The sequence below is a fragment of the Pseudoalteromonas sp. MM1 genome (genome assembly GCF_030296835.1).
Classification (GTDB): Bacteria; Pseudomonadota; Gammaproteobacteria; order Enterobacterales; family Alteromonadaceae; genus Pseudoalteromonas.
In genome coordinates this window covers 265,521-287,204 of sequence record NZ_AP027923.1, presented here as the reverse complement: position 1 = coordinate 287,204, position 21,684 = coordinate 265,521, and the positions used below count along the sequence as shown (strand labels likewise).

Annotated in this window: 19 protein-coding genes; 8 read left to right on the top strand and 11 right to left on the bottom strand. The window is 38.5% G+C overall.

Features of this window, described 5'->3' with window-relative positions; genetic code table 11:
* Positions 1-2: 2 nt before the first annotated feature.
* A complete protein-coding gene (gene bfr, locus QUE46_RS17945; RefSeq protein ID WP_004588793.1) occupies positions 3-467 on the top strand; it encodes a bacterioferritin in 465 nt (154 codons plus the stop codon).
* A 71-nt stretch (positions 468-538) separates the two neighbouring features.
* On the opposite strand, the gene QUE46_RS17940 is transcribed toward bfr, so the two are convergent.
* From QUE46_RS17940 to QUE46_RS17925, 4 genes are all read right to left on the bottom strand, one after another.
* Positions 539-733, bottom strand: a complete 195-nt coding sequence (locus QUE46_RS17940; protein WP_286249084.1) for a (2Fe-2S)-binding protein — start codon at positions 731-733, stop codon at positions 539-541.
* A gap of 650 nt (positions 734-1,383) precedes the next feature.
* The gene (locus tag QUE46_RS17935) at positions 1,384-1,902 is read right to left on the bottom strand and encodes a DUF6436 domain-containing protein (RefSeq protein ID WP_286249082.1); all 519 of its coding nucleotides are present in this window, start codon (positions 1,900-1,902) and stop codon (positions 1,384-1,386) included.
* Positions 1,886-3,352, bottom strand: a complete 1,467-nt coding sequence (locus QUE46_RS17930; RefSeq protein ID WP_286249080.1) for a methyl-accepting chemotaxis protein — start codon at positions 3,350-3,352, stop codon at positions 1,886-1,888. Before QUE46_RS17930 ends, QUE46_RS17935 begins: the two co-directional genes overlap by 17 nt.
* Positions 3,353-3,455: 103 nt before the next feature.
* Positions 3,456-4,010, bottom strand: coding sequence for an isochorismatase family protein (locus QUE46_RS17925; RefSeq protein ID WP_286249079.1), 555 nt, complete (start codon positions 4,008-4,010; stop codon positions 3,456-3,458).
* Between the two features lie 171 nt (positions 4,011-4,181).
* Between QUE46_RS17925 and QUE46_RS17920 the strand changes: the two genes are divergently transcribed.
* Entirely contained in the window at positions 4,182-8,678 is a 4,497-nt protein-coding gene (locus tag QUE46_RS17920; protein ID WP_374761413.1) for an EAL domain-containing protein, read from the top strand.
* Here the strand turns inward: QUE46_RS17920 and QUE46_RS17915 are convergent.
* Positions 8,675-9,571, bottom strand: a complete 897-nt coding sequence (locus QUE46_RS17915) for a cation diffusion facilitator family transporter (RefSeq protein WP_286249075.1) — start codon at positions 9,569-9,571, stop codon at positions 8,675-8,677. The genes QUE46_RS17920 and QUE46_RS17915 overlap by 4 nt on opposite strands.
* 198 nt (positions 9,572-9,769) lie before the next feature.
* On the opposite strand from QUE46_RS17915, the gene QUE46_RS17910 reads away from it, so the two are divergent.
* Positions 9,770-11,212, top strand: a complete 1,443-nt coding sequence (locus QUE46_RS17910) for a diguanylate cyclase domain-containing protein (protein WP_286249073.1) — start codon at positions 9,770-9,772, stop codon at positions 11,210-11,212.
* Positions 11,213-11,221: 9 nt separating this feature from the next.
* Here the strand turns inward: QUE46_RS17910 and QUE46_RS17905 are convergent, their stop codons facing one another.
* Positions 11,222-12,094 carry an SMP-30/gluconolactonase/LRE family protein gene (locus tag QUE46_RS17905; protein WP_286249072.1) on the bottom strand — a complete coding sequence of 291 codons (873 nt, stop codon included), beginning with the start codon at positions 12,092-12,094 and terminating at the stop codon, positions 11,222-11,224.
* 204 nt (positions 12,095-12,298) lie between these two features.
* On the opposite strand from QUE46_RS17905, the gene QUE46_RS17900 reads away from it, so the two are divergent.
* The gene (locus tag QUE46_RS17900; protein WP_286249069.1) at positions 12,299-13,135 is read left to right on the top strand and encodes a patatin family protein; all 837 of its coding nucleotides are present in this window, start codon (positions 12,299-12,301) and stop codon (positions 13,133-13,135) included.
* Here QUE46_RS17900 and QUE46_RS17895 read toward each other — a convergent pair.
* From QUE46_RS17895 to QUE46_RS17885, 3 genes are read right to left on the bottom strand one after another with little or no spacing between them, the layout of a single operon-like run.
* Positions 13,132-13,368 carry a hypothetical protein gene (locus QUE46_RS17895; protein ID WP_286249066.1) on the bottom strand — a complete coding sequence of 79 codons (237 nt, stop codon included), beginning with the start codon at positions 13,366-13,368 and terminating at the stop codon, positions 13,132-13,134. The genes QUE46_RS17900 and QUE46_RS17895 overlap by 4 nt on opposite strands.
* Positions 13,365-14,960, bottom strand: coding sequence for a PepSY domain-containing protein (locus QUE46_RS17890; RefSeq protein WP_286249065.1), 1,596 nt, complete (start codon positions 14,958-14,960; stop codon positions 13,365-13,367). Before QUE46_RS17890 ends, QUE46_RS17895 begins: the two co-directional genes overlap by 4 nt.
* Entirely contained in the window at positions 14,957-15,244 is a 288-nt protein-coding gene (locus QUE46_RS17885; protein ID WP_286249063.1) for a hypothetical protein, read from the bottom strand. The genes QUE46_RS17890 and QUE46_RS17885 overlap by 4 nt, the downstream gene beginning before the upstream one ends.
* A 433-nt stretch (positions 15,245-15,677) precedes the next feature.
* Between QUE46_RS17885 and QUE46_RS17880 the strand changes: the two genes are divergently transcribed.
* The 3 genes from QUE46_RS17880 to QUE46_RS17870 all read left to right on the top strand — a co-directional run bounded on the left by QUE46_RS17880 (position 15,678) and on the right by QUE46_RS17870 (position 18,542).
* Positions 15,678-15,899 carry a penicillin-binding protein gene (locus tag QUE46_RS17880; RefSeq protein ID WP_286249060.1) on the top strand — a complete coding sequence of 74 codons (222 nt, stop codon included), beginning with the start codon at positions 15,678-15,680 and terminating at the stop codon, positions 15,897-15,899.
* A gap of 347 nt (positions 15,900-16,246) precedes the next feature.
* Positions 16,247-18,274: an ATP-binding protein gene (locus tag QUE46_RS17875; protein ID WP_286249058.1), complete on the top strand. Its 2,028-nt coding sequence runs from the start codon at positions 16,247-16,249 to the stop codon at positions 18,272-18,274.
* Positions 18,275-18,290: 16 nt separating this feature from the next.
* Positions 18,291-18,542: a hypothetical protein gene (locus QUE46_RS17870; protein WP_286249056.1), complete on the top strand. Its 252-nt coding sequence runs from the start codon at positions 18,291-18,293 to the stop codon at positions 18,540-18,542.
* A 111-nt stretch (positions 18,543-18,653) separates the two neighbouring features.
* Here the strand turns inward: QUE46_RS17870 and ahpF are convergent, their stop codons facing one another.
* Together ahpF and ahpC are read right to left on the bottom strand one after the other, a co-directional pair.
* Complete coding sequence (ahpF, locus tag QUE46_RS17865; RefSeq protein ID WP_286249055.1) at positions 18,654-20,237, bottom strand: alkyl hydroperoxide reductase subunit F; 1,584 nt, start codon at positions 20,235-20,237, stop codon at positions 18,654-18,656.
* 156 nt (positions 20,238-20,393) lie between these two features.
* Positions 20,394-20,963, bottom strand: a complete 570-nt coding sequence (gene ahpC / locus QUE46_RS17860) for an alkyl hydroperoxide reductase subunit C (protein WP_286249054.1) — start codon at positions 20,961-20,963, stop codon at positions 20,394-20,396.
* A gap of 257 nt (positions 20,964-21,220) precedes the next feature.
* On the opposite strand from ahpC, the gene QUE46_RS17855 reads away from it, so the two are divergent.
* The gene (locus QUE46_RS17855) at positions 21,221-21,640 is read left to right on the top strand and encodes a DUF3429 domain-containing protein (protein ID WP_286249053.1); all 420 of its coding nucleotides are present in this window, start codon (positions 21,221-21,223) and stop codon (positions 21,638-21,640) included.
* Positions 21,641-21,684: the final 44 nt, after the last annotated feature.

The following is a 21,684-nucleotide window of genomic DNA, read 5'->3' as shown; positions in this document are numbered from 1 at the left end:
GTATGAAAGGCGATAAAGACGTTATAGCAGCTTTAAACAAAGTACTCGCTAATGAGCTTGTAGGTATTAATCAATACTTTTTGCATGCTCGTATGTTTAAAGATTTTGGTTTTAGCCAGCTTGATAAAGCAGACTACAAAGTTTCAATTCAAAAAATGAAAAATGCCGACCGTTTAATCGAGCGTATTTTATTTTTAGAAGGCTTACCTAACTTACAAGACTTAGGCCGTTTACGCATTGGCGAAAACAGCGAAGAAATGATTGCCGCAAATATGAGCTTTGAGCTCGATACAATTGATGATTTGCGCAGTGCCATTAAATTAGCTGAAAACAAAAAAGATTATATTAGCCGTGAAGCACTTGATAATATTTTGAACGAGCAGGAAGAACAAATTGACTGGCTAGAAACCCAGCAATTACTTATTCAAAACACGGGGCTTGAAAATTACTTACAGTCTCAGCTGTAAGCTAAATTTAGGTCATAAAAAAGCAGCTTTATAAAGCTGCTTTTTTTGTATTTGAATTTTTTAATAACGAATTAAGCGACTTGATCGGTAATATCTGCAATCTCAATAAGTTTGCGATTTAGGATCTTTTTAGTACAACAACAACACTTACCGCATTGGCTGCCTACTTTAAGCTCTTTAGTTAATTCACGCATGGTGGTTGCACCATCGTCAATTGTTTGCTCAATTTTTTTATCGGTCACACCGTGACAAAGACAAACATACATGAATAAAAACTACTCTCAATTTCATTTAGTAGCTGCATATTAATCTAAACAATAATGGTTATCAATTGTTTCGCAGTAAAAATCTTATTTTTCGAAAATTTTAAGATCAGTGCCACTTAAATCGAGAATCCACGGCATGTTGAGAACTTATTGATTTATAATTAAATATGACACTTAAATTGAGATTTATTAGCTAAATTACACTCTAAAAATAATTATGTTTTTTATTAGGTAAATTACTTAAACAACGAGAAATTGTTTACAAACGTCTATTAAAGTAACTGCTTTATAGTGATTATTAGACTATTAAATCTACGAAAACTGATTGGGCTTACTTAAAGGTAGAGTTTATTTAGGCCGATGCTTTGCAGAGTAGCGACATCGCATCTTTTATTTTTCATTACATAAAGAACTTCTATTCTTGGTCAGTTATAGCCGTGGATTACCATATCATCAAACTATTAAACTGGCCCTCGGTCAATTTAATAGTTTGTTCGAACCCTTTTTCATTAAGTAAGAAAAACTCACCTAGCTCAATACTGACACTGTATATTTTATTAAATTTATATGGCATTAAGCATTACCTTGGGTCAATAATGAGATACTTTTTTAAATTGAAAATCTCGGAAACGATTCATTTTTCACAAATATTAAGCAGTGCAATAACAACCACTGGTTTTATTAAGTAACAGTTCGCTGTTAAATCCCGCTACCAGATTATTTATAACCGTTTCAACAAAACCACTGCCCTGTGCGCAACCAAGGCCTTGAGAGAGTGGCCCAGCATAAACAAAGTCACCTTTATCGTTAATAACCACAGCAGCCGGTGTAGCTGGGAGCAGCTTTTGTAAGGAGGCTGTTTGCTCAATATTGATAAGCGCAAAGTTTTGCGCTTTAGAAAATGCCGCTAATTGTTTTAAATGAGGCTGAGCTTGTTTGGTACAGCCGCAATTAGGATCCGTGACGATAATCAACGAATTATGCTTTGCGGCTGTAAACCCTATATGGTGTTTAAATTTTGTAAACCACCCAGTTTGCTCAAGTACACCAGCACTATCAAATACACGTAACTGATTGTATTGATAATAAACTAAACCAGAGACCGTAAGTACCAGCCACAAAACAATCACTGCACTCATTTTAGCAGATGAATTACTTAAATTTAGCAATGCTTTGCTCTAATACCGCAATACTTACGTCGATCATTTGTACTTTTTCCGTTAGTTTTTCTACCACTTTGTTGTCTTGGTACTGGCTTTGCTGCATTTGCTCTGTGCTTGAGGCGATTTGTTTAGTGTTTACAGCTTGTTCAGCAACCACTTGCGCAACAGAATGAGCACTGTGATTAACGGCTTTAATTTGTTCGCTCATGGCACTTATGTTTTCTTTCATGGTGGTGCTGATGTGCGTTAGATCAACCACAAAATCAACACACTGGCTCATTGATTGAGTTGAGGTTTTACTATTTGTAACCAAATCTTTTAATGTTAATGCAATTTTATCTGTCGTGGCTTTACTGCTTGTAGCAAGCGTTCTGACTTCATCGGCTACAACAGCAAACCCTCTGCCATGTTCGCCCGCTCTTGCGGCTTCAATGGCTGCATTAAGCGCAAGCAAGTTAGTTTGCTCTGCAATACCTGATATTTCATTTAATAACCCTGATATTACATCGCCAGCGGCCACTAAATGATTTATTTGCTCTTCTGTATGATTAAGTAAATTAAGTAACTCTGTGCTTTTAGTGTCGGTTTGCATAACATCATTTAACGCACTATGAGCAGCTTGACTAATATTGTCTACCTCTTGCTTTAACACTTCGCTTTCATGCTCAACTAAGCTAAAACCCTGTGCAACTTGAGCACCTGAGCCAGCTATGTCATTAGTTTGTTGCTTTCTTTGCTCTGCTCCGCTTGCTAGCTCATCATGCACATTTATTAGCTGCTGTGAATTTTGCTGCAGTGAAAGAGACTGCGTTTGTACTTGCCTAATTACATCCGATAAGTAGCCCAATAAAGTATTAAAGCCCGCTACTGCATTACTGTTTTTATCGTCCGCTCTAAGTGAAAGCTGTATATGCTCAGGGTCGTGCATAATCGCTTCTGTAGCTTTAGTTAAAGATAACCCTGCTCGGCGCTCTTGTTGCAGTGTTTTTGCAATGTAGCCTGCTACAAACACTTCTACGATTGCATAACCTGCATGTATAAGCACGGTTGTAAACGCTAGTCTGTCTGGGTCAAATACATAAAAACCGGTGTTTTGTGTTTGTAAAAAGTAAAAACTTAAATGATGAACGGCCACAAAAATAATGGCTGTAATAAATACCTGCCACTGCACAAACATGATCAACATGGCCATTAGAATAAATATTTCGAAGTGTATTTCTATTAATCCATAGGCTTGTTGTATATGCAAAAAAGAAAACATCATGATAGCCGCAGCAACAACATGGCCTGTAATTGGGCTATTTGGCTGAGTTTTGAGTAACCACACAGGCATTAAACATAAAGGTAAGCCAACAATAAATGCCTGTGTAAGTGTCTCGTAATACAAGCCTAAGGCTATAGATTCCACAAACAAAAAAATAAATATTATGGTGAATAAACGACTTACACTATTCATAAATACCCTAAGCTATTAAAATTTTAAACATATTCTGACTATGTACGTATTGGCCGATAATTAAGACCACATTTTGTTATTACTATAGACTAGCTAGCCAACTTTATTTAATTATTGATAAAACGGCTTTAAATTCTGGCAATGCTGCATTTTTTGTCCACTGAAAAATAATACTTTCTACGCTTGTAATTATTGCCCCTGCCTGTTGTAACTGCTTTAAAGCTAGCGATTTATGCATCGCATTTCGTGAGCCCACCGCATCTGCTGCTACGTGTACCTCAAACCCTTGCGTTATTAAGTCTAAACATGTTTGTAAAACACATACATGTGCTTCTGTGCCTATTACTACAATTTGTATACGTGCAAGCTGCTTAGTGACAGCATTAAACATCGCCTCATTGCATGCACTAAAATGTGTTTTTTCAATAGTCTGTGCATTTAAAAGTGCATTTTTTAATAGGCTGTTTGTACTGCCAAGCCCTTGAGGGTATTGTTCAGTAACTATATTAGGAATTTTAAAAATACCACTTACTTTGGCAATTTTTATTGCCCACTCTAGTAATTCAGAAAATTCGCTTATAGCGGGAGAAAGCTTATCTTGAATATCGATCACTAATAATACGCTGTTATTTACAGTTAAATTATTGTGAGTAACCATAACACACCACTTTACGCAATTATAATTAGCAAGCGTAGCTTAAATAGTTATAAACAACTAAGTTAGCCCTTTAATTTAGTTGTTTATAAGTTGTAATCCACAACATAAAAAATGTGCTATATTTAACTTTTAGATGTATACCCCTGCCCTAGAGCGAGTTTATTAGTGCGATTGAGTATTTTGTTTTTTCTCTTCACCACTGTATGTTTTCTTTGTATTACTAGCGTATCGGCCACCACAAATTATGCTCAACAACTACAACGAATATCTACCGATGAAGGTTTATCTCAAAACTATGTAACTAAAATTTTGCAAGATGATTTAGGTTACATTTGGATAGCCACAGCGCAAGGGCTAAATCGATTTGATGGTTACACTGTGACCCCATTTGATGGCGGGTTTACCCTAAACGAAAACTTCATTACTACGCTATTTAAAACAAATGAAGGCAATATTATTGTCTCTACTGAGCTTGCCGGTGCTTATTTAATTAACCCTAAAACGTTAACTACACGCAATATATTTTCAGGCAACCTTGCTGGAAAAACAACCAGCCACGGCTCAATAGAAGCAGTTGAGCAACACCAAGATACCTTTTATCTTGCTATTTTAAACAACGTGTACTCACTTAACTCAAAAACAAACTCACTTACTTTAGAGTTTACTATGCAGAGTGAAGAGAACATGGTTCGCGCGTTAAAATATCACAAAAATACGCTTTTTATAGGCACACAGACGGGGTTATTTAGTTACAACCTAAAAACAGAATCATTAACGCCCCTTCGTTTACATACCCCCGATAAACAAACAGCTGATAACAATAATGTTAAGTTTTTATCTGTAGATCCCACACTAGGGTTATTAATAGGCACCGTTGAGGGCATGTACGCGTTAAATTTAAATGACTCAGCAAAGGTCAATGTAGCTCAAAACACTACAAGCATAATTGCTGATTACAATATTTGGGATTACAGTAATACACCGTATGGTGAATTTATCGCCACGGAGCATGGTTTGTTCGAGTTTAACCGAGAAGAAGGCGCTACAGAGTTAATTCTTAGCTTTGATCAAAGTAAATTCAATATTACCGAAAACACTATTAACGATTTAATGGTTGATCCGACTGGCGTGTTCTGGCTAGCGTCACGCACTCAAGGTGTGCTCACATGGTCTATAAATACGCGGCGCTTTAACAAAACCACCCTACCCGAAAACAATTTTATAAATAGTATTTACCAAGACGATGACTCAACTATATGGTACGGCACCGATAATGGTCTTGCCCATGTAAATGCTAAAAATAAAACAACCTACTACTTAACTTCGCAAGACCCAAAAGCGGTTTATGGTGAATACGCTATTTTTGCAATTAATAAAGCGTATTTAGGCCCAACGTCGCGGTATTTATGGCTAACGGGGTACTACAGTTTAATTTTATTTGACAAAGAAACAGGCACCGCTGTTGCAAAAAAAGATTTAAATAACGCAATGCCTAAAGAAACTGCTATTTATGGTTTATCAGAAGTAGCCCCCGACACATTCGCTTTTTATAATGATCATAGTTTTTATGTATACAATGGTAAAACAGGCTTAACGCGCGAAATAAACGGATTAAAACAACACGTTGACCCACTAGAAGCCTATACTTTCCATCGCCCCTTTGATGATTACCCAAATGAGTTTGTATTAAGTACAACTACCCACTTTTACCGTTTTAATGAGCAAACAAACACCCTTACCACTATTTACAAAACCAGTAAAAAAGACAGCCAAAATTACCACACAGTAGAAAACTGGTTAACGGATAAAAACAACATTTTATGGCTCGCCACAACCAGTGAAGGCCTAGTGGGTATAGATGCGCAAAGCTTTGAAAAAAAGTACCATTTTAACGTAAGTAATACCTTAAAAACACAGTCTATTTATTCACTTATTAGCGATGACTATGGCTATTTATGGTTTAGCAGTAAAAATGGTTTGTACCGCTTAAATACGAATACATTAAAGTTGAAGGTTTTTACGGTTAAAGATGGTTTATCGGTTAATTTATTTAGCCCTTTAGGGGCTATTACACTTAAAAATAACAATATTATGTTTGGCAGTAGTTATGGCGCTGTTTCGTTTAACCCGGCTGAGTTTTTGGAGCAAACTACACAAACCACAACATCAATAACCGATATTACTTTAATGTCGCGCGATTTAAACTATCAGCCAAACCAGTTTGCCACCAACGTACTGCATCTATCGCATGAAGATATGGGGTTAGAGGTCAGTTTTACGAATTTTGATTTTCAAAATAACGCAGAAACGCGTTATAAAATAACGCTGCAAGGGCCTACCTCACTAGAATATGATGATTTAAAAACAAACAAAATATTTTTTACAAAGCTCCCGCCTGGTAATTATCAATTAAAAGCCAGTGCGGTTAATTTTAATAGTGCAACTGATTCAAAGCCGGCAATTTTAAACTTTAAAGTAGCCTTTGCGCCTTGGAAATCTCCTTATGCGTATGCGGCTTATATTATAATTACCATAGCAGTGCTGTGTTTACTGTTTTGGCAGTACAGAAGCAGACAGCTAGCAATAGCTAACGCGCAAAAAGCGACAATACACTCGCAAAAACAAACCGAGCTTGCGCTCAGTAACAATAAAAGTGGCATCTGGGATTACCATTACAGCGACGATTCGGTAAATACAAACCGGGGGAGTGAACTAGGGTATACTAATTTGCCAAGCCGTATTCCGTTAAAACATTATTTAACTTTAATTCACCCTGAAGACAAACCGCGGGTTATTTCGCATTGGTTAAATTTTACCAAACAAAAAAAGCATGAGCACTGGCAAGCAACTTACAGGTTAAAGCATAAGCTGGGCCATTGGTTGTGGTATCAAGATTTAGGGCAAATTATTTATGACGAACAAACAAATAAACCGGTGTCTGTATCTGGTATATATACCAACATAACTGAACAGCGGGCAAACGAGCAACAAGCCAATATTTTAGGTGAAGCGTTTGGGCAAATAAACGACTGGCTACTTATTTTGGATAATAACTTAGTGCCTGTTTCTGCCAATAACAGTTTTATAAAAACCTTTTCGCAAAATCACACGCACCCGCTTAGCTTAAAAGTGTTTGTTAATGCGATAGGTAAAGCGCAATGTAAACGCTACGCTAGCACATTAAAAAGCTTAGCAGCAAAGCAAAATTGGCGCACTGATGCGGTTATCAAAACATCGATTAACCAGCACCATCCCATTCACATAAGCGCCACAGCAATTGCCAAAGACACACATAGCATAAGTTATTATGTGATTGTTATTTCTGATTTAACAGAGCAAAAAAAAGCGGAAGACGAGCTGCGCTATTTAGCTAATTTCGATCCCCTTACACAATTGCCTAACCGTAGTTTAATGCATCAAAAAATTAGTAAATCGATTAAAAAAGCGCACAATGAGCTAACTCAAAGTGCTTTACTATTTATTGATTTAGACAAATTTAAACCGGTAAACGACACATTTGGTCACGCAGTGGGAGATCAACTACTGTGTAATATTACCCAAAGAGTAAGCGCTATGTTGCCAAGCAATGCCACCCTTGGCCGCCAAAGCGGTGACGAATTTTTAGTGCTTATTGATAACCTAGAAGACATTGGTGCACTTAATAACATAGTTAAAAGTATCAGCTCAGAACTTGCCAATAAGGTCATTATCGAAGATTTTTCTATTAATATATCAGCCAGTATTGGCGTGGCTTTATACCCATTTGATGCCAGCTCGACCGATTTACTGATCAGAAATGCTGATGTAGCCATGATGCATGCAAAGCAAGCAGGCCGAAACGGGTTTAAGTTTTTTAACGATTCGATGAACGAGCAAATAAAACAAAAACTAATCCTCGAAAACGATTTAAAAGATGCCGCAAAAGATAATTTATTATTTAATCACTACCAACCCATAATCGACACGCACGCACAAACAATAAACGGGGTTGAGTTACTTATGCGCTGGGAAAATAACGGCCAATTTGTCTCGCCGGCATTATTTATCCCTATTGCTGAAGAAACAGGCCTTATAGAAGCGTTAACTGAGCAGGCTTTAGAGCGTGCGCTAACAGAGCTTGCACCTACATTAGCTAGCAACCCGTTATTTTATATTTCACTTAACTTGTCGCCTAAGCACATTTTAAGGACAAATATAGCAACTAGGCTGACCAATATTTTAACACAGCATCAAATGAGCCCTGTGCAACTGCGCCTAGAAATAACAGAAAACATATTACTAGAAGATAAGCATAAAGCCGCAAAACAACTACAAAAGCTAAAGGCTGCTGGTTTTAAACTGTTATTAGATGACTTTGGCACTGGCTACTCATCACTCACTTATTTGAGCCAATTTCCTATTGATGTAATTAAAATAGATCAAAGTTTTGTTAACAGCATTGGGGTTGATAAAAGTGATGAGTCGATAATCAAAACCATTTACACGTTAGCCCAAAACCTTGAGCTTTATTGCATCGCCGAAGGCGTAGAAACTAAGCAACAAAAAACCTTTTTAGAGGGATTAGGCTGCCATGTTTTACAAGGTTATTATTTTGCAAAACCGATGCGGGCGGCGCAATTACAAAACCCCAAAACACATGAGCATATTCATAGTTTAATAAAAAGTTAGCTATGAATATGCTGGCATTCGTGGCTTTCTATTTGTAGTACGCTGGTTTTAACATTAAAACGCGCAGCGAGGAGCTTTTCTATTTTTAAACGGCAGGCTTCATCGTGCTTTTCAATTGTACAATGCTGCTTTAACACCACGTGAGCACCGACAATAATATCGTTGTCTTTGCGCGACACGGTTACATTATGTACGTTATGCACATGCTCTAAATCGGTAATCGACTGCTCAATGTCTTTCACTTTAGGTAACTTCGCGTTATTAAAAAACAGACCTTTAATACAGCTAGTGATCACTTTTCCGCCGGTAAATAACACAAACGAGGCAATCAGCATGCTCGATAAAATATCGATAATGCTCCAGCCCGTATAATAAATAAGTACACCGGCTATAAACGTAGAAATAGTCGATATAATGTCAAAAAACGAATGCAAAAATACAGCATACACATTAATGCTTGCTTTACGTCCTTTATAAAGCACCCACGCTGCAGCACCATGAAATAAAAACCCCACAGAGGCAATGCTCGACATTAAAAAGCTGTTTATAGCTAAATCATGCCCCTCGTTATGATGGGAAATCCTCTCTACACCTTCATACAAAATAACGGAGCTTATCGCCAAATACAGCAAACCATTCACTAAACCACCAATTAGCTCAGCCCGTTGGTAACCATCGTTATAAGTTTTAGCAAAATGAATGGCTAAGCTTGAAGCAATAAGTGCAATAAATAGCGAGCTATTATGCACAAATAAATGCCCTGCATCAGCAAGTACAGCCAGCGAGTTAGCATAATAAGCGCCTACTACCTGAATGACCATAAATGAACATGTTATCGCTAATGCGATAAGTAACCGACGACGAGACGCCTGGTGTGTAGTGATTTCTGTCATGAAATGCTTGAAAAACCTATACTTAAATTGCAAATAAGCCAGCAGATGGCTTAGAGTAGAAAAGAGTAATGATATACAGTAGCAATTGTAATACGAAGCCCGCTTAAACGCACTAAAAACTTCGCAAAATAGCTAAAGTTAGACTAAATATTACAATAGGAATAATAAAATTGTATGTAAAACAAACTGGAGTAGTGAGTGGGCTCAAAACCAACCGAAGATGTATGGAGTACTGTAAAACTTATTCCGTTTGCCGTGTTACTTTGTGATACAAAAAAACAGACCTTTCAAGCAAACTCTCACGCGCAAAGTATGTTTGATTTACCCTCACAGACAACCTTAAAAAATTCAGATTTTAAGCACCTCACGCTAAGTAGTCCAGAAAGTAAAAAGCAATTTACTATTGAGCAATTGTTTGAAAAATACTTAGTTATAAATACTAACTGCCACGTATGTGTACAAAAACAAACTAAGGGCCTATTACTAAACGCCAAACTCGCTCAATTAAACAGCCATTTATACATTGCTACGTTTGAGGTAATTGAACACAACGAAGATGCGCAATATAACTTTGATAAAATTATTTCAAAAATTTCTACCGACTTAATAGATATTCAAATTAACGATATTGACACACATATAGAGTTTGCGCTTAAAGCCATTGGCACCGTATGCCATGCCGATAGAAGCTACTTATTTAAATTTTCTGATGATGGTCAGTTAATGCGAAATACTCATGAATGGGTTAATCAAGGCATTCAACCATTTAAAGATCAGCTACAGCATGTCCCAAAAACTTCACTCCCCTACTTTACTAACTTAATGGATACCACACACTTATTTAGAGTAAATGATGTTGCCGGCCTTCCAGCAAAGGCGACTAAAGAAAAACAAGAACTAAAGCGTGAAGGTATTCAATCGGTGTTATGTATTGGCCTTCGCTACGATAAAGATCTAGTAGGCTTTATAGGTTGTGACTGTGTAAAACAAAAACGTGAGTGGACAGACTTAGACTTAATTAGGTTAAAGCTAGTTGGTGAAATAATCACGAATGCGTTTAAAAACTTGAACTACAAACAAGAGCTTCAGCATATTCAACAGCAACTAATTACCGCGAATCACAAACTCAACCAACTTGTAAATACCGACAGCCTCACCACAATTGCAAACAGGCGTTGTTTTGACAAAGCCCTAGAGAGCGAAATTAAACGCTGCGCACGAGCTAAGCAACCCGTTAGCTTAATTATGTGCGATATAGATTTTTTTAAAAATTACAACGACAGTTACGGCCATCAGAAAGGCGACGAAGCCTTGGTTAAAGTGGCAGCTGCGCTTAAGTCGCAATGCCGACGCGAGGGCGATTTAACCGCGCGCTATGGCGGTGAAGAATTTGCCGTAATTTTACCGGCAACTAATGAGCAAGACTGCCTGCAATTTACCCACTTAATTCAACAAGCAATTAAAGCGGCTGGCATAAAACACAACAATTCTACCGTAAGTGAGTACTTAACGTTAAGTATCGGTTTTTATTCTGCCATGCCGTATAAAAATAGCACACCGCAGTGCTTTATAAGTAAAGCCGATCAAGCACTCTATACCGCAAAAGAAACAGGCCGAAATAAGGTGTGCCAATTTAAGTAACTAAATACTTTATAAAGTAACGGGCGGCTCTAGCTGCCCGTTTTTTATGCCTGTTATTTTAAACACATTACCTTGCAATGACGGGTTATTTTTTGCATTAATGTCATTGGCAGAGGTTACAAATAGCCACTGTGCTTTATTGCCACCAAAGGCAACACTTGTAGGTTTTGTTGCAGCAAGCGGCAGTGTATTTAAAACCTCCCCGTCTGGCGATAAACACATAACGCAGCCCATATCCCATACCGCAAGCCATAAGTTGCCAAGAGCATCAATCACACAACCATCAGGGTCAACTTGGGTATTGTTAAATTGATAAAAAACTTGGGCGGGCAATATAGGCTCGCCACTTTGTGGGTTTATATTTAAAGTAAAAATACAGCTGGCTTTAGAGTCGCAGTAATAAGCACGTGAGCGTGCTTTATCAAAACATAACCCGTTGGGAATGGTTAAACCTTGCACCACGCAATTAAGCGAATTTTGATAAAAACGGTAAATTTTCCCCTCGCCTGTGCGGGCGTTTTTATCCATAGTGCTTAGCCAAAACCCACCCCAAGGATCGGCTCGGCCATCGTTAGCGCGTCGTGTGGGCTGGGTGTTTTCTAACAATGTAAGCGTTTGGCGCACCCCAGAAGCTATATGGTATTTATAAATCCCCGTACTTGTGCCAATAATAAGGTGGGCTTTATCAAGCCACGCTAAAGCTGAAACCGTATCATGCATTTCAACTTGTGTTAGTGAGTCAGGCTTTGTTACACACTTACTCAGCAGTAGGTTTTTTTCTATATCTACCCAAAATAGCGTTTCAAGCAAAGGGTGCCAAAGCGGGCTTTCGCCTAACTTATTTTGCAGGTTACTAAATACGGTCACACTTGAGTCAGTCATAAATAACGATTCTTTAATATTAACAAAGCCTTGTATTAATAAATACTTTATCAGAAATCCCTAATTCAGGCGATGAAACAAAACACATTAAAAGCTAAACACTTTTTACAGCCTACTTATAAAAATTTATACAGCCAATTATTTAATCATTTTATCGCGCTTTACTTGGTTAGTTGGTAATATCATCAAAAGGGAGGTAATAGTATGATTAATAATAACAATAAACATTCTTTAGTGGTTGAGGGAGGCGCAATGCGCGGTATTTTTGCCGCCGGCGTATTGGATGAGTTTTTAGCGCAGCGTTATCAACCTTTTACTAATTACTTTGGGGTTTCTGCTGGCGCTACCAATATAGCCGCTTATTTATGCCAACAACCTAAACGAAATTACCATGTTATTACCGATTTTTCGTGTCGGCCTGAATTTATTAATTTAGCGCGCTTTATTAAAGGCGGTCACTTGTTTGATTTAGATTGGCTGTGGCAAGCAACCATTAAAGAGATCCCCCTCAATACAGAAGCCTTTGCGAAGGCAGATCACGAATTTTATATCGTTTCTACCGCTATCAGCTCAGGGCAGCCCCACTACCTTAAAGCAAGTAGTGATGCGATGGTAGAGCAACTTAAAGCATCGTGTGCGATTCCAATTGCATATCGTAACTACCCTATAATTAATGAAATTGCGATGACCGATGGCGGCGTAGCAGACTCTATTCCCGTAATTAAAGCTTACGAAATGGGCGCTCAAGAAATAACCGTTGTTCTTTCTCAGCCTCTAGGCTATAGAAAAAAGCCAAGTAAATCGCAGTGGTTAACTAAAAAACTATATAGAGACTACCCCGCTTTAATAAAAAGTGCGATTAACAGAGCGCATGTTTACAACACCAGCATAGATTTTATTAATAACCCGCCACAAGATTGCAAAGTCAATATAATCGCTCCACCGTCTCAATTTAGAGTGGGTCGTACAACCAAAAACGTTAAACGGCTTAACGATGGATATAAAATGGGAATCGATACAGCCAAAGCCTTTTTAAGCTAAGTGTGTTGTTTACCGACAGATAACGCAACCAGTATGCCCATTATAGTAAGCGCTGCAATGGTGCATACAATGCCCGCTATCACAGCGTAAACATGTATAAAGCACGCTAAGGCAATAGCTATTAAAGCCCAACAATACAGCCACTTATAGGCTGCTTTGCCGTGCTTACTTCTGATTAATAATAAAGCGGCCAGTAAACTCGCTAGCGCAATAACTATCAAAACTATGTTCATGCTGCTTTTACCTCTGTAAGTGGCATAGCTTCAGAGCTTGTTTTTAAGTATCCCCATAAAAACGCCAGCCCAACAATTAAAAAGCTAACATCTGTAAAGACCACCAGAGTGCTGTTCGCATTAAAAACGTTATTTACGCCCAACACACTATTAAGTGGTAAAACACTCATTAAAAACAAGGCGCAAAGCAACAAGGTTGCTCTAAAGTAGTTTTTATAATTTTTCCAAAGTGCTGCAATCACCATCCATACTAACCAAGAGTAAAAAAATACCGGCCCAAAGTAAGCGTTGTGCTCAGTACCCGCCACGGCATAGTTTAAAAGTACTTGCACAGGGAATAACACACAACAAGCCAACACTAAACCACCACAACTGCCTATAATAAAACGGTTCCACCTTGCATACGCATCAGCGCTAAGCGTTGGTGTACTGCCTCTGGTACGCTTTGCTAACCACATCATCATGCCAGAGAGTGGCATTAAGGCACATGCTAAGCCAAGCATTACCCAAAGTAACTTCACAAATAGACCGGCAAAATTACCAAAGTGGAGCGGGAAGAGTATTTCAATAATTTTAATTGATACCCCTGCTATATCGCCAAAGCTACTCATTGAGGTGATGTACTCCCCTTGACCATTGTAATGCACTAACTGAGAAGCCACAGCTTCGCCTCCTAAAAGGCGTAAATACACTTGTGCGTTTGCATCGTTATGTGCCATTACCGTGGCATCTAAAATAACAGCATGTGGGTAGCGTTGCTGCGCATCACTTAAAATAGCGGTTATGCTAGTAGGTTGATTTACATGACTAATTATTGGCTCAGGAATAGCTGTAAAAGTTTCTATCAACTTATCTTGGTCGCCACCAAAGCTTACAAAAGCAGCTGCAGGTAGCAAAATTACGGTTGCAAGCCCTAAAAATGCGCCACTAAAACCAATAACAATATTAAAAATACTGCCCCAAATGCCCATTACTTTGTGGCCGTCACTTATGGTTATATCAAAGCCTTTAAGCCATCTAAAGGTAAATAGCTCTTTAATTAATTTACGATGTATAAATAAGCCAGTTACCGTACTTACTAATAATGTTAAACCTAAAAACCCAGTTAAAATAAGCCCTATAGGTCGCCCTAAGTGTAAGTCGGCGTGGAACTCACCAATGTAGCTGGCTGCATCTGTTTTTCTATTGGCATAATATTGCTTACTAGGGCCATAGTAGGTATTTACCAACGCTAAGCTTGCTGGGTCAAATTCGAATGCCCGAAGTACTTCTTGCTGGTAATTCTCATCACCATGGTGCGATTCAAATACTAAAGTCAGTAAATGAAAATTATGTCCTGTTGGCATAAACACGTGAATATTTTCACCAAATTCTTCAGGTACTTGCGCGTGGTATGTATTAACTAATTTGGTTATTTCACTATTGGGGATTTGCTGGGTTTGTTGCAGCGATTGGTTAGCCCAAATTTTAAGTTCGGGCCTTGCAAGCACTGCTAACGCGCCAGTAAAAGCCACAACAAATAATAAAACAGCAGTAACTACGCCCACCCAACTATGTAATAAAAATAGCTTTTTTAAAGTAATTGATTTCATCCTTGCCCCTGCATTAATGCAAAATAACTTAAAATCCCATGCACTAAACACAAAGTGATCATAAGTAAAAATGGCTGCCATGCTTTTTCGCTAATGTAGGCGTATATAAAAAGCCCAACCCAAATAATTGGAAACAGCAAAATAGGCAATAAAATTTGTTCACTCATTTGCAAAGGTAAGTAGGTAGTCATGCCGGTGATCATCACCGTAGCGGTTACCAATGCCAATACGCACGCCATTAAATGGCGGCGCTTTGAAGCGCTAAAGGTTTTTTTATTATTCATTTTTAGCTCATTAAATAAATAGCGGGCATACGCATTCGCATATGCAAATAACAACCATTTGCATTATATTGCGTATTTGTAAACTTATGCAACATATTATCGATACTTAATAAGCTCCTTTTTATTCGTATAATCAATGCCTGTTTATTTATAAATTACGTTTTTTTGACATAATTTGTATTTAGGTAAGCAAATATGACGAGCTAAAACTGCTTTAAATAATCGCAAAAACAGCTGCTGCTATCATGTAGATCAGTCCTTAGCGGCTTTAAAATTAGGGCTAAACAAGTAAATTTTTAACTTTAACAGTCAACAAAAGCTATAATTATTGTTATTTTGTTAGGGCGTATGCGAGAAAAGCGAATAGCTTCTAGGCAGGCTCTTTTAGCTGCTGTAAAACACATCACTATACATTGATAAATGAGAGATATTTATGAGCGAAAAAATCAACCCAGATGCATTACACGCATTAAAAATTGCATTTACGTATATGCCACAGGCCATTGAGGTAACAAAATATGAGTATGGCGAGCGTTATCAAACCGTACTTGATCATATTGAAGCTGTGCGCGAAGTGTTGCTTATAAACGATGTAGACCCAGAAGAAGTAGGCGGCGATATAAACCCAGAGTACACGCCTAATTCAACGTACTAAATGGGGTAAATCTTGCTATTTATACTAATTATGCTAGACAATTAAACTAGGGTCTGCTGGCCATTCAGGATAAAATTCGTTCTACTTAGGCTATTTAGCCGCGGCGTGAGGTTTGTAACTTAGTGAGCAAAGTAAAAACCGAATAACAATTAGTAAATTCCCCTGGGCAAAACCCTAAGGCCTGCACCTGTATGGCATTAATGCTACATTAACGCCAATTTATGGGAAATAATTATAAATTACTCAATAGTTTACACCTGTTAGTATAAACTGTTAAAAACGTATAAATAAATGTGCCAATCAGTCGATACATATAAAGAAATAAAAATAAAATTAAGGTAATTGCGGTGAACTTTTTAAGGCGTTTTCACGATATAGTTTCAGACCAAACACTGGATTTTAATTCTAAAATTAAAAGCCTACTCGCGTTTGGCTTAGAAGTGTTCAGCCTTGATATAGCAATAATTAGTAAAATAGACGCCAATACGTACACAGTATTGCATGCTCTAACACCCGATAACGCCTTATTGCCCGGTACACAATTTGAGCTAGATGGCACCTATTGTGTCCATACGTTATCTGCAGGCTCGGCGCTTTCGTTTCATAAAGCTTCACAAAGCTCGATTGCAACTCACCCTTGCTACATCAATTTTCAACTTGAGTCATACATTGGTGCGCCTATAAAAGTAGCTGACAAAACCTTTGGTACTGTTAACTTTTCATCACCTAACGAGTCAACTGCATTTAGTGACGAAGCCTATGATTACATTGAGTTATTTGCTCAATGGCTAGGCTCTGAATTTGCAAAAATAGACACCAAAGAGCAACTTTTAAAAAATAGCTATACCCTTTCTAAGCTCGAAAACATCGCTAATATCGGCACTTGGGAGGTCGATTTAATCGAAAACAAAGTTTATTGGAGCACCCAAACTAAACGTATCCACCAAGTCGCCGACAACTACCTGCCCGTCATTGATAATGCAATTGAGTTTTACAAAGAAGGCGCCAGCAGAGACGCCATAAATCAAGCAGTAGAAAACGCCAAAACCAAAGGTGAAAAATGGGATTTAGAGCTTGAGGTTGTCACTGCACAAAACCAAGAAATTTGGATTTCGACCTTTGGAGAAGCTGAGTTTCATGAAGGTAATTGCATAAGATTATTTGGTACATTTCAAGACATTACCGAATCCATATTACTTAGAGAAGAACTTAAAAAGAAAAAAGCCGAAGCAGAGCATATGTTAGAAGATAGAAGTATGCTATTTGCTAAAATTAGCCACGAGTTACGCACACCGCTAAATGGTATAACCGGCATGCTCACCACCCTTATAGATGAAAAAGATACTGAGAAACGAGACGAGAAAATAAAAATAGCGCTACGCAGCGCTGATATTTTACTTAATATTATCAACGAAGTACTCGATTTTTCTAAAATTAATCATGGTGAGCTAAAACTAGAACCAACCGATGTACTGCTTAAAACTATATTTAGTGATTTAGCCTCTTTATATACCCCGTTATTTAAAGACAGCCATGTTGAGCTAATCATAGAAAATACGATTGATGATAGCTGCTGGGCCTTTTGCGACAGTACACGCCTGAGCCAAATTACCTCTAACTTATTAAGTAACGCATTAAAATTTACCGAGCAAGGCCATGTAAAACTTAAAACACAGCTTATTAATAATAACGACGCGTTATCTCTTGGTATCACAGTTTCTGATACTGGCCGAGGCATGACCCCCGCCTTTTTAGAGTCTTTATTTTCGCCGTTTACACAAGAGGTTGACGCTAAAAACAATAAAGGGGGCACAGGGCTTGGCCTAGCAATTATAAAAGAGCTGATAGAATACATGGGTGGCACAATAACGGTGACGAGTGAGTTACAAAAAGGCTCAACGTTCAATATTAATATTCCGCTAGAGCTTGGTAAAGAGCAAATAATAGACGACACCCAGTCAAAAATTGAGCTAAACAGTCACTCACTTAGTGTGCTTATTGTTGATGACAACGATATAAACCGCCGTGTGCTTGATGCCTCTCTTGATAAGTTAAACGTAAAAGCTGACTGCGCCATCGATGGCCAAGACGCTATTTTTAAGTGCAAGCAAAAGCATTACGACCTTATTTTTATGGATTGCATTATGCCAATCTTAGATGGTTTTGAAGCCACTAAAACACTAAGATCGCAACATATTTGCCCTAAAGAAAGCACCTACATTGTAGCCCTTACAGCCAACACTTCCTCGCAAGATAAACTAGCTTGCCAGCAAGCAGGCATGGATATGTTTGTCTCTAAACCATTTAAGCTTCCGCACATAGAAAAAGCGCTTTCTAACGCCTTAGAACATACAACTAAAGTAAACTCGCTTTAACTAGTAAGGATATAAAATGAAAAATATAATAAGAACATTACTATTTATTGTACTGTGTTTTGCCATATTTAAAGGCATTTCTACAGGGCAATGGGGTTCATCAATAACGATCGTTATTGTATCAGGCGTATTGTTATTAGTTACGTTTATCAGTGGTAAAGCATCACGTGGCTCTTCAACTTATACATACAGCGACTCTTCAGTTTTTGCTAGTAATAAATCACATTCTGATAATGATTGCGGTGGGGATTCCGGCGGCTGCGATTAATAAGTATATTGCTATAAGCATTAAAAAAGCCGCCTTTGGAGAGGGCGGCTTGGGTTAACAAACAGCTTTTGGGTGTACCTATTGCTGTTACATCAAGAGAAGGTTTGCCTATTAAGCTGCATTTTGGTCTTGGTTGCTTTGCTCGCTATGGCGAATTAAGTAATCAAACGCCCCTAAGCTTGCTGTTGCACCACTACCCATTGCAATAATGATTTGCTTAAATGGCGTATTTGTCGCGTCTCCCGCACCGTAAACGCCCGGTAATGAGGTTGCGCCTTTAGCGTCAATTTCTATCTCGCCAAACTTGCTTAGTGTAAGGTCGCTCTCTTTTAACCATTCGGTATTAGGGATCAAACCTATTTGTACAAAAATACCTGCAAGTGCTAATGATTTTTCCTCACCTGTTACACGGTCAGTGTAATTAAGTCCGGTTACTTTTTTACCATCGCCTACTACTTCAGTGGTTTGCGCATTTTTAATAATAGTGATGTTGCTTAAGCTATTCGCTTTACGAATAAGTACTTCGTCAGCGCGCAGCGTGTCAGCAAACTCAAGTACCGTTACATGCTCTACAATGTTAGCTAAGTCGATAGCCGCTTCTATACCCGAGTTACCACCACCAATAACGGCAACAGGCTTACCTTTAAATAGCGGGCCATCACAGTGTGGGCAGTAAGCTACGCCATGACCGCGGTACTCTTGCTCACCGGGTACGTTCATTTCACGCCAGCGTGCACCGGTTGCTAAAACAAGCGATTTAGCTTTTAAAGTAGCCCCGTTCTCAAGGGTAATTTCATAACCATTACTACCGCGACCAAGCCCTGCTGCGCGTTGGTTATGCATTACATCTACATTGTATTCTTTAACATGTTCTTCAAGCTGAGCAACAAGCTTTGGCCCTTCAGTGGCTTTAATCGAAATAAAGTTTTCGATAGCCAACGTATCGGCAACTTGGCCACCAAATCTATCGGCAACTATACCCGTGTTTAACCCTTTACGAGCAGAATAAATAGCGGCTGAGGCACCCGCAGGTCCGCCACCTACTACTAATACATCAAACTCGTCTTTTTCGCTAAGTGCTGCAGCTTGGCGTGCTGCACCTTTACTATCTACTTTGTTTAATATGTCAGTTAGGCTTAATGCACCTTGGCTAAATGGTTCTCCATTTAAGTAAACTGCCGGTACTGCTAAAATGTTGCGCTCTTCTACTTCGTCTTGAAAGAGTGCGCCGTCAATCATGGTTGCTTTAATTTTGCTGTTTGTTGCTGCCATTGTATTTAGTGCCTGCACTACTTGCGGGCATGTTTGGCAACTTAGGCTTATGTATACTTCAAAATTAAGTTCTTGATTGAGTGATTGTATTTGCTCAATGTCTTCACTTTTAGCTTTACTTGCGTGCCCGCCAGTATGTAAAAGCGCTAACACTAAACTTGTAAATTCGTGACCCATAGGTACGCCAGCAAACGTAATGTGGGTATTTTTTTCAGGTGAATGCACAACCATAGATGGACGACGTGCGCTCGAATCTGGGTTGTTCACTACTGTAAACTTGTCACTTAGCGAGGCTAAATCGTTTGCTAAGCTTTCTACTTCTGCTGATTTTTTGCTGTCATCCAAGGCAATAAGCAGCTCAACAGGTTGAGTAAGCGATTCAAAATGGCTTTTTAATTGATTTTTGATGTTGTTATCTAACATGGCTTAACCCTTTTTAGGAAAATTTAAACAGCAAGCCTCCCATGCCAACTAATGCATGTGCTAATGAGTCCGAGTTGAGATAGGAGGCACCAACAAACGAAATGATGTTGGTTTAAGGGCAGTTACCTGCCCTTATAACAGTGGATAAACCTGTATTTAGATTTTACCAACTAGGTCTAGTGAAGGAGCAAGTGTGTCTTCACCTGGCTGCCAAGATGCAGGGCAAACTTCACCGTCGTGAGTTGCAATGTATTGTGCAGCTTGTACTTTACGTACTAACTCTTTAGCGCTACGGCCAATACCTAAATCGTGAGTTTCGATTACTTTAATTTCGCCCTCAGGGTTCATTACAAATGTACCACGAAGTGCAAGGCCTTCTTCTTCAATCATAACGCCAAAGCTACGAGTAATACGACCAGTTGGGTCGCCAATCATTGGGAATTTAATTTTACCAATAGTGTCTGACGTGTCATGCCATGCTTTGTGCGTGAAATGAGTATCAGTTGATACTGAGTAAACTTCTACGCCCATTTCTTGTAGTTGCTCGTAGTAATCAGCAACATCGCCAAGCTCTGTAGGACATACAAATGTGAAATCTGCAGGGTAAAAGAAGAAGATAGACCACTTACCTAGTACGTCTTTTTCAGACACTTCTACAAAGTCACCGTTGTGGTATGCAGTTGCGTTAAAAGGTTGAATTTTTGTGTTGATCAATGAAGTGCTCATAGTATTCCTCATTTATATTTAATGTAATAATTTAAGTTACCAAGCAAAGTTAGGTTTGTTAGCTAACTCTGCTGGCTTGATTAATACAATAAGCCCATTGATTAATTAAATAAAATTGATTGTTTAGATTAAAACAATCGATTTTTAGGATTGAACTATCCCGCCCTTCTATTCGTACACGATTTATTATCTGTAAGTGCTAAGAATACTGCTACAATAGCGGAGCTTAAAAAAACACAAATATAAGGCATGCTGTAATGGAAAAATTTGTTAATCATATTCAACTAGGCTATTTGGGGTTACTGCCCTTTTTGGGCTGTGTAGCGTGGCCGCTTATGTTTGGTAGTAATAGCGTTAATTTGGAGTTTTTTACTTTTTACAGCATTGCCATATTGGCATTTATGGCGGGCAATTTATGGCGCGCTGGCACGCAAAGTTACAGCGATGCAATTAAAGCGGTTGTGCCTGTTATACCCGTACCATTTTTATCGTTTATTCCGCTGGAGTGGGCGCTTGCCTGGTTAGGGGCAAGTTTTTGGTTAGTTCTTATATTTGAAAAAGCCACACCACAATGGCAAACCTACCATCGTGATTATCAAAAAATGCGCTTTATTCTTACCTCGGTGGTATTTGTGTGTCACATACTCACCATTGGTATGAGCCTTTACCCAAAATAACCTTGCGCTGCTTAACCTACTAGGCGTAATAGTGTAACATCCGC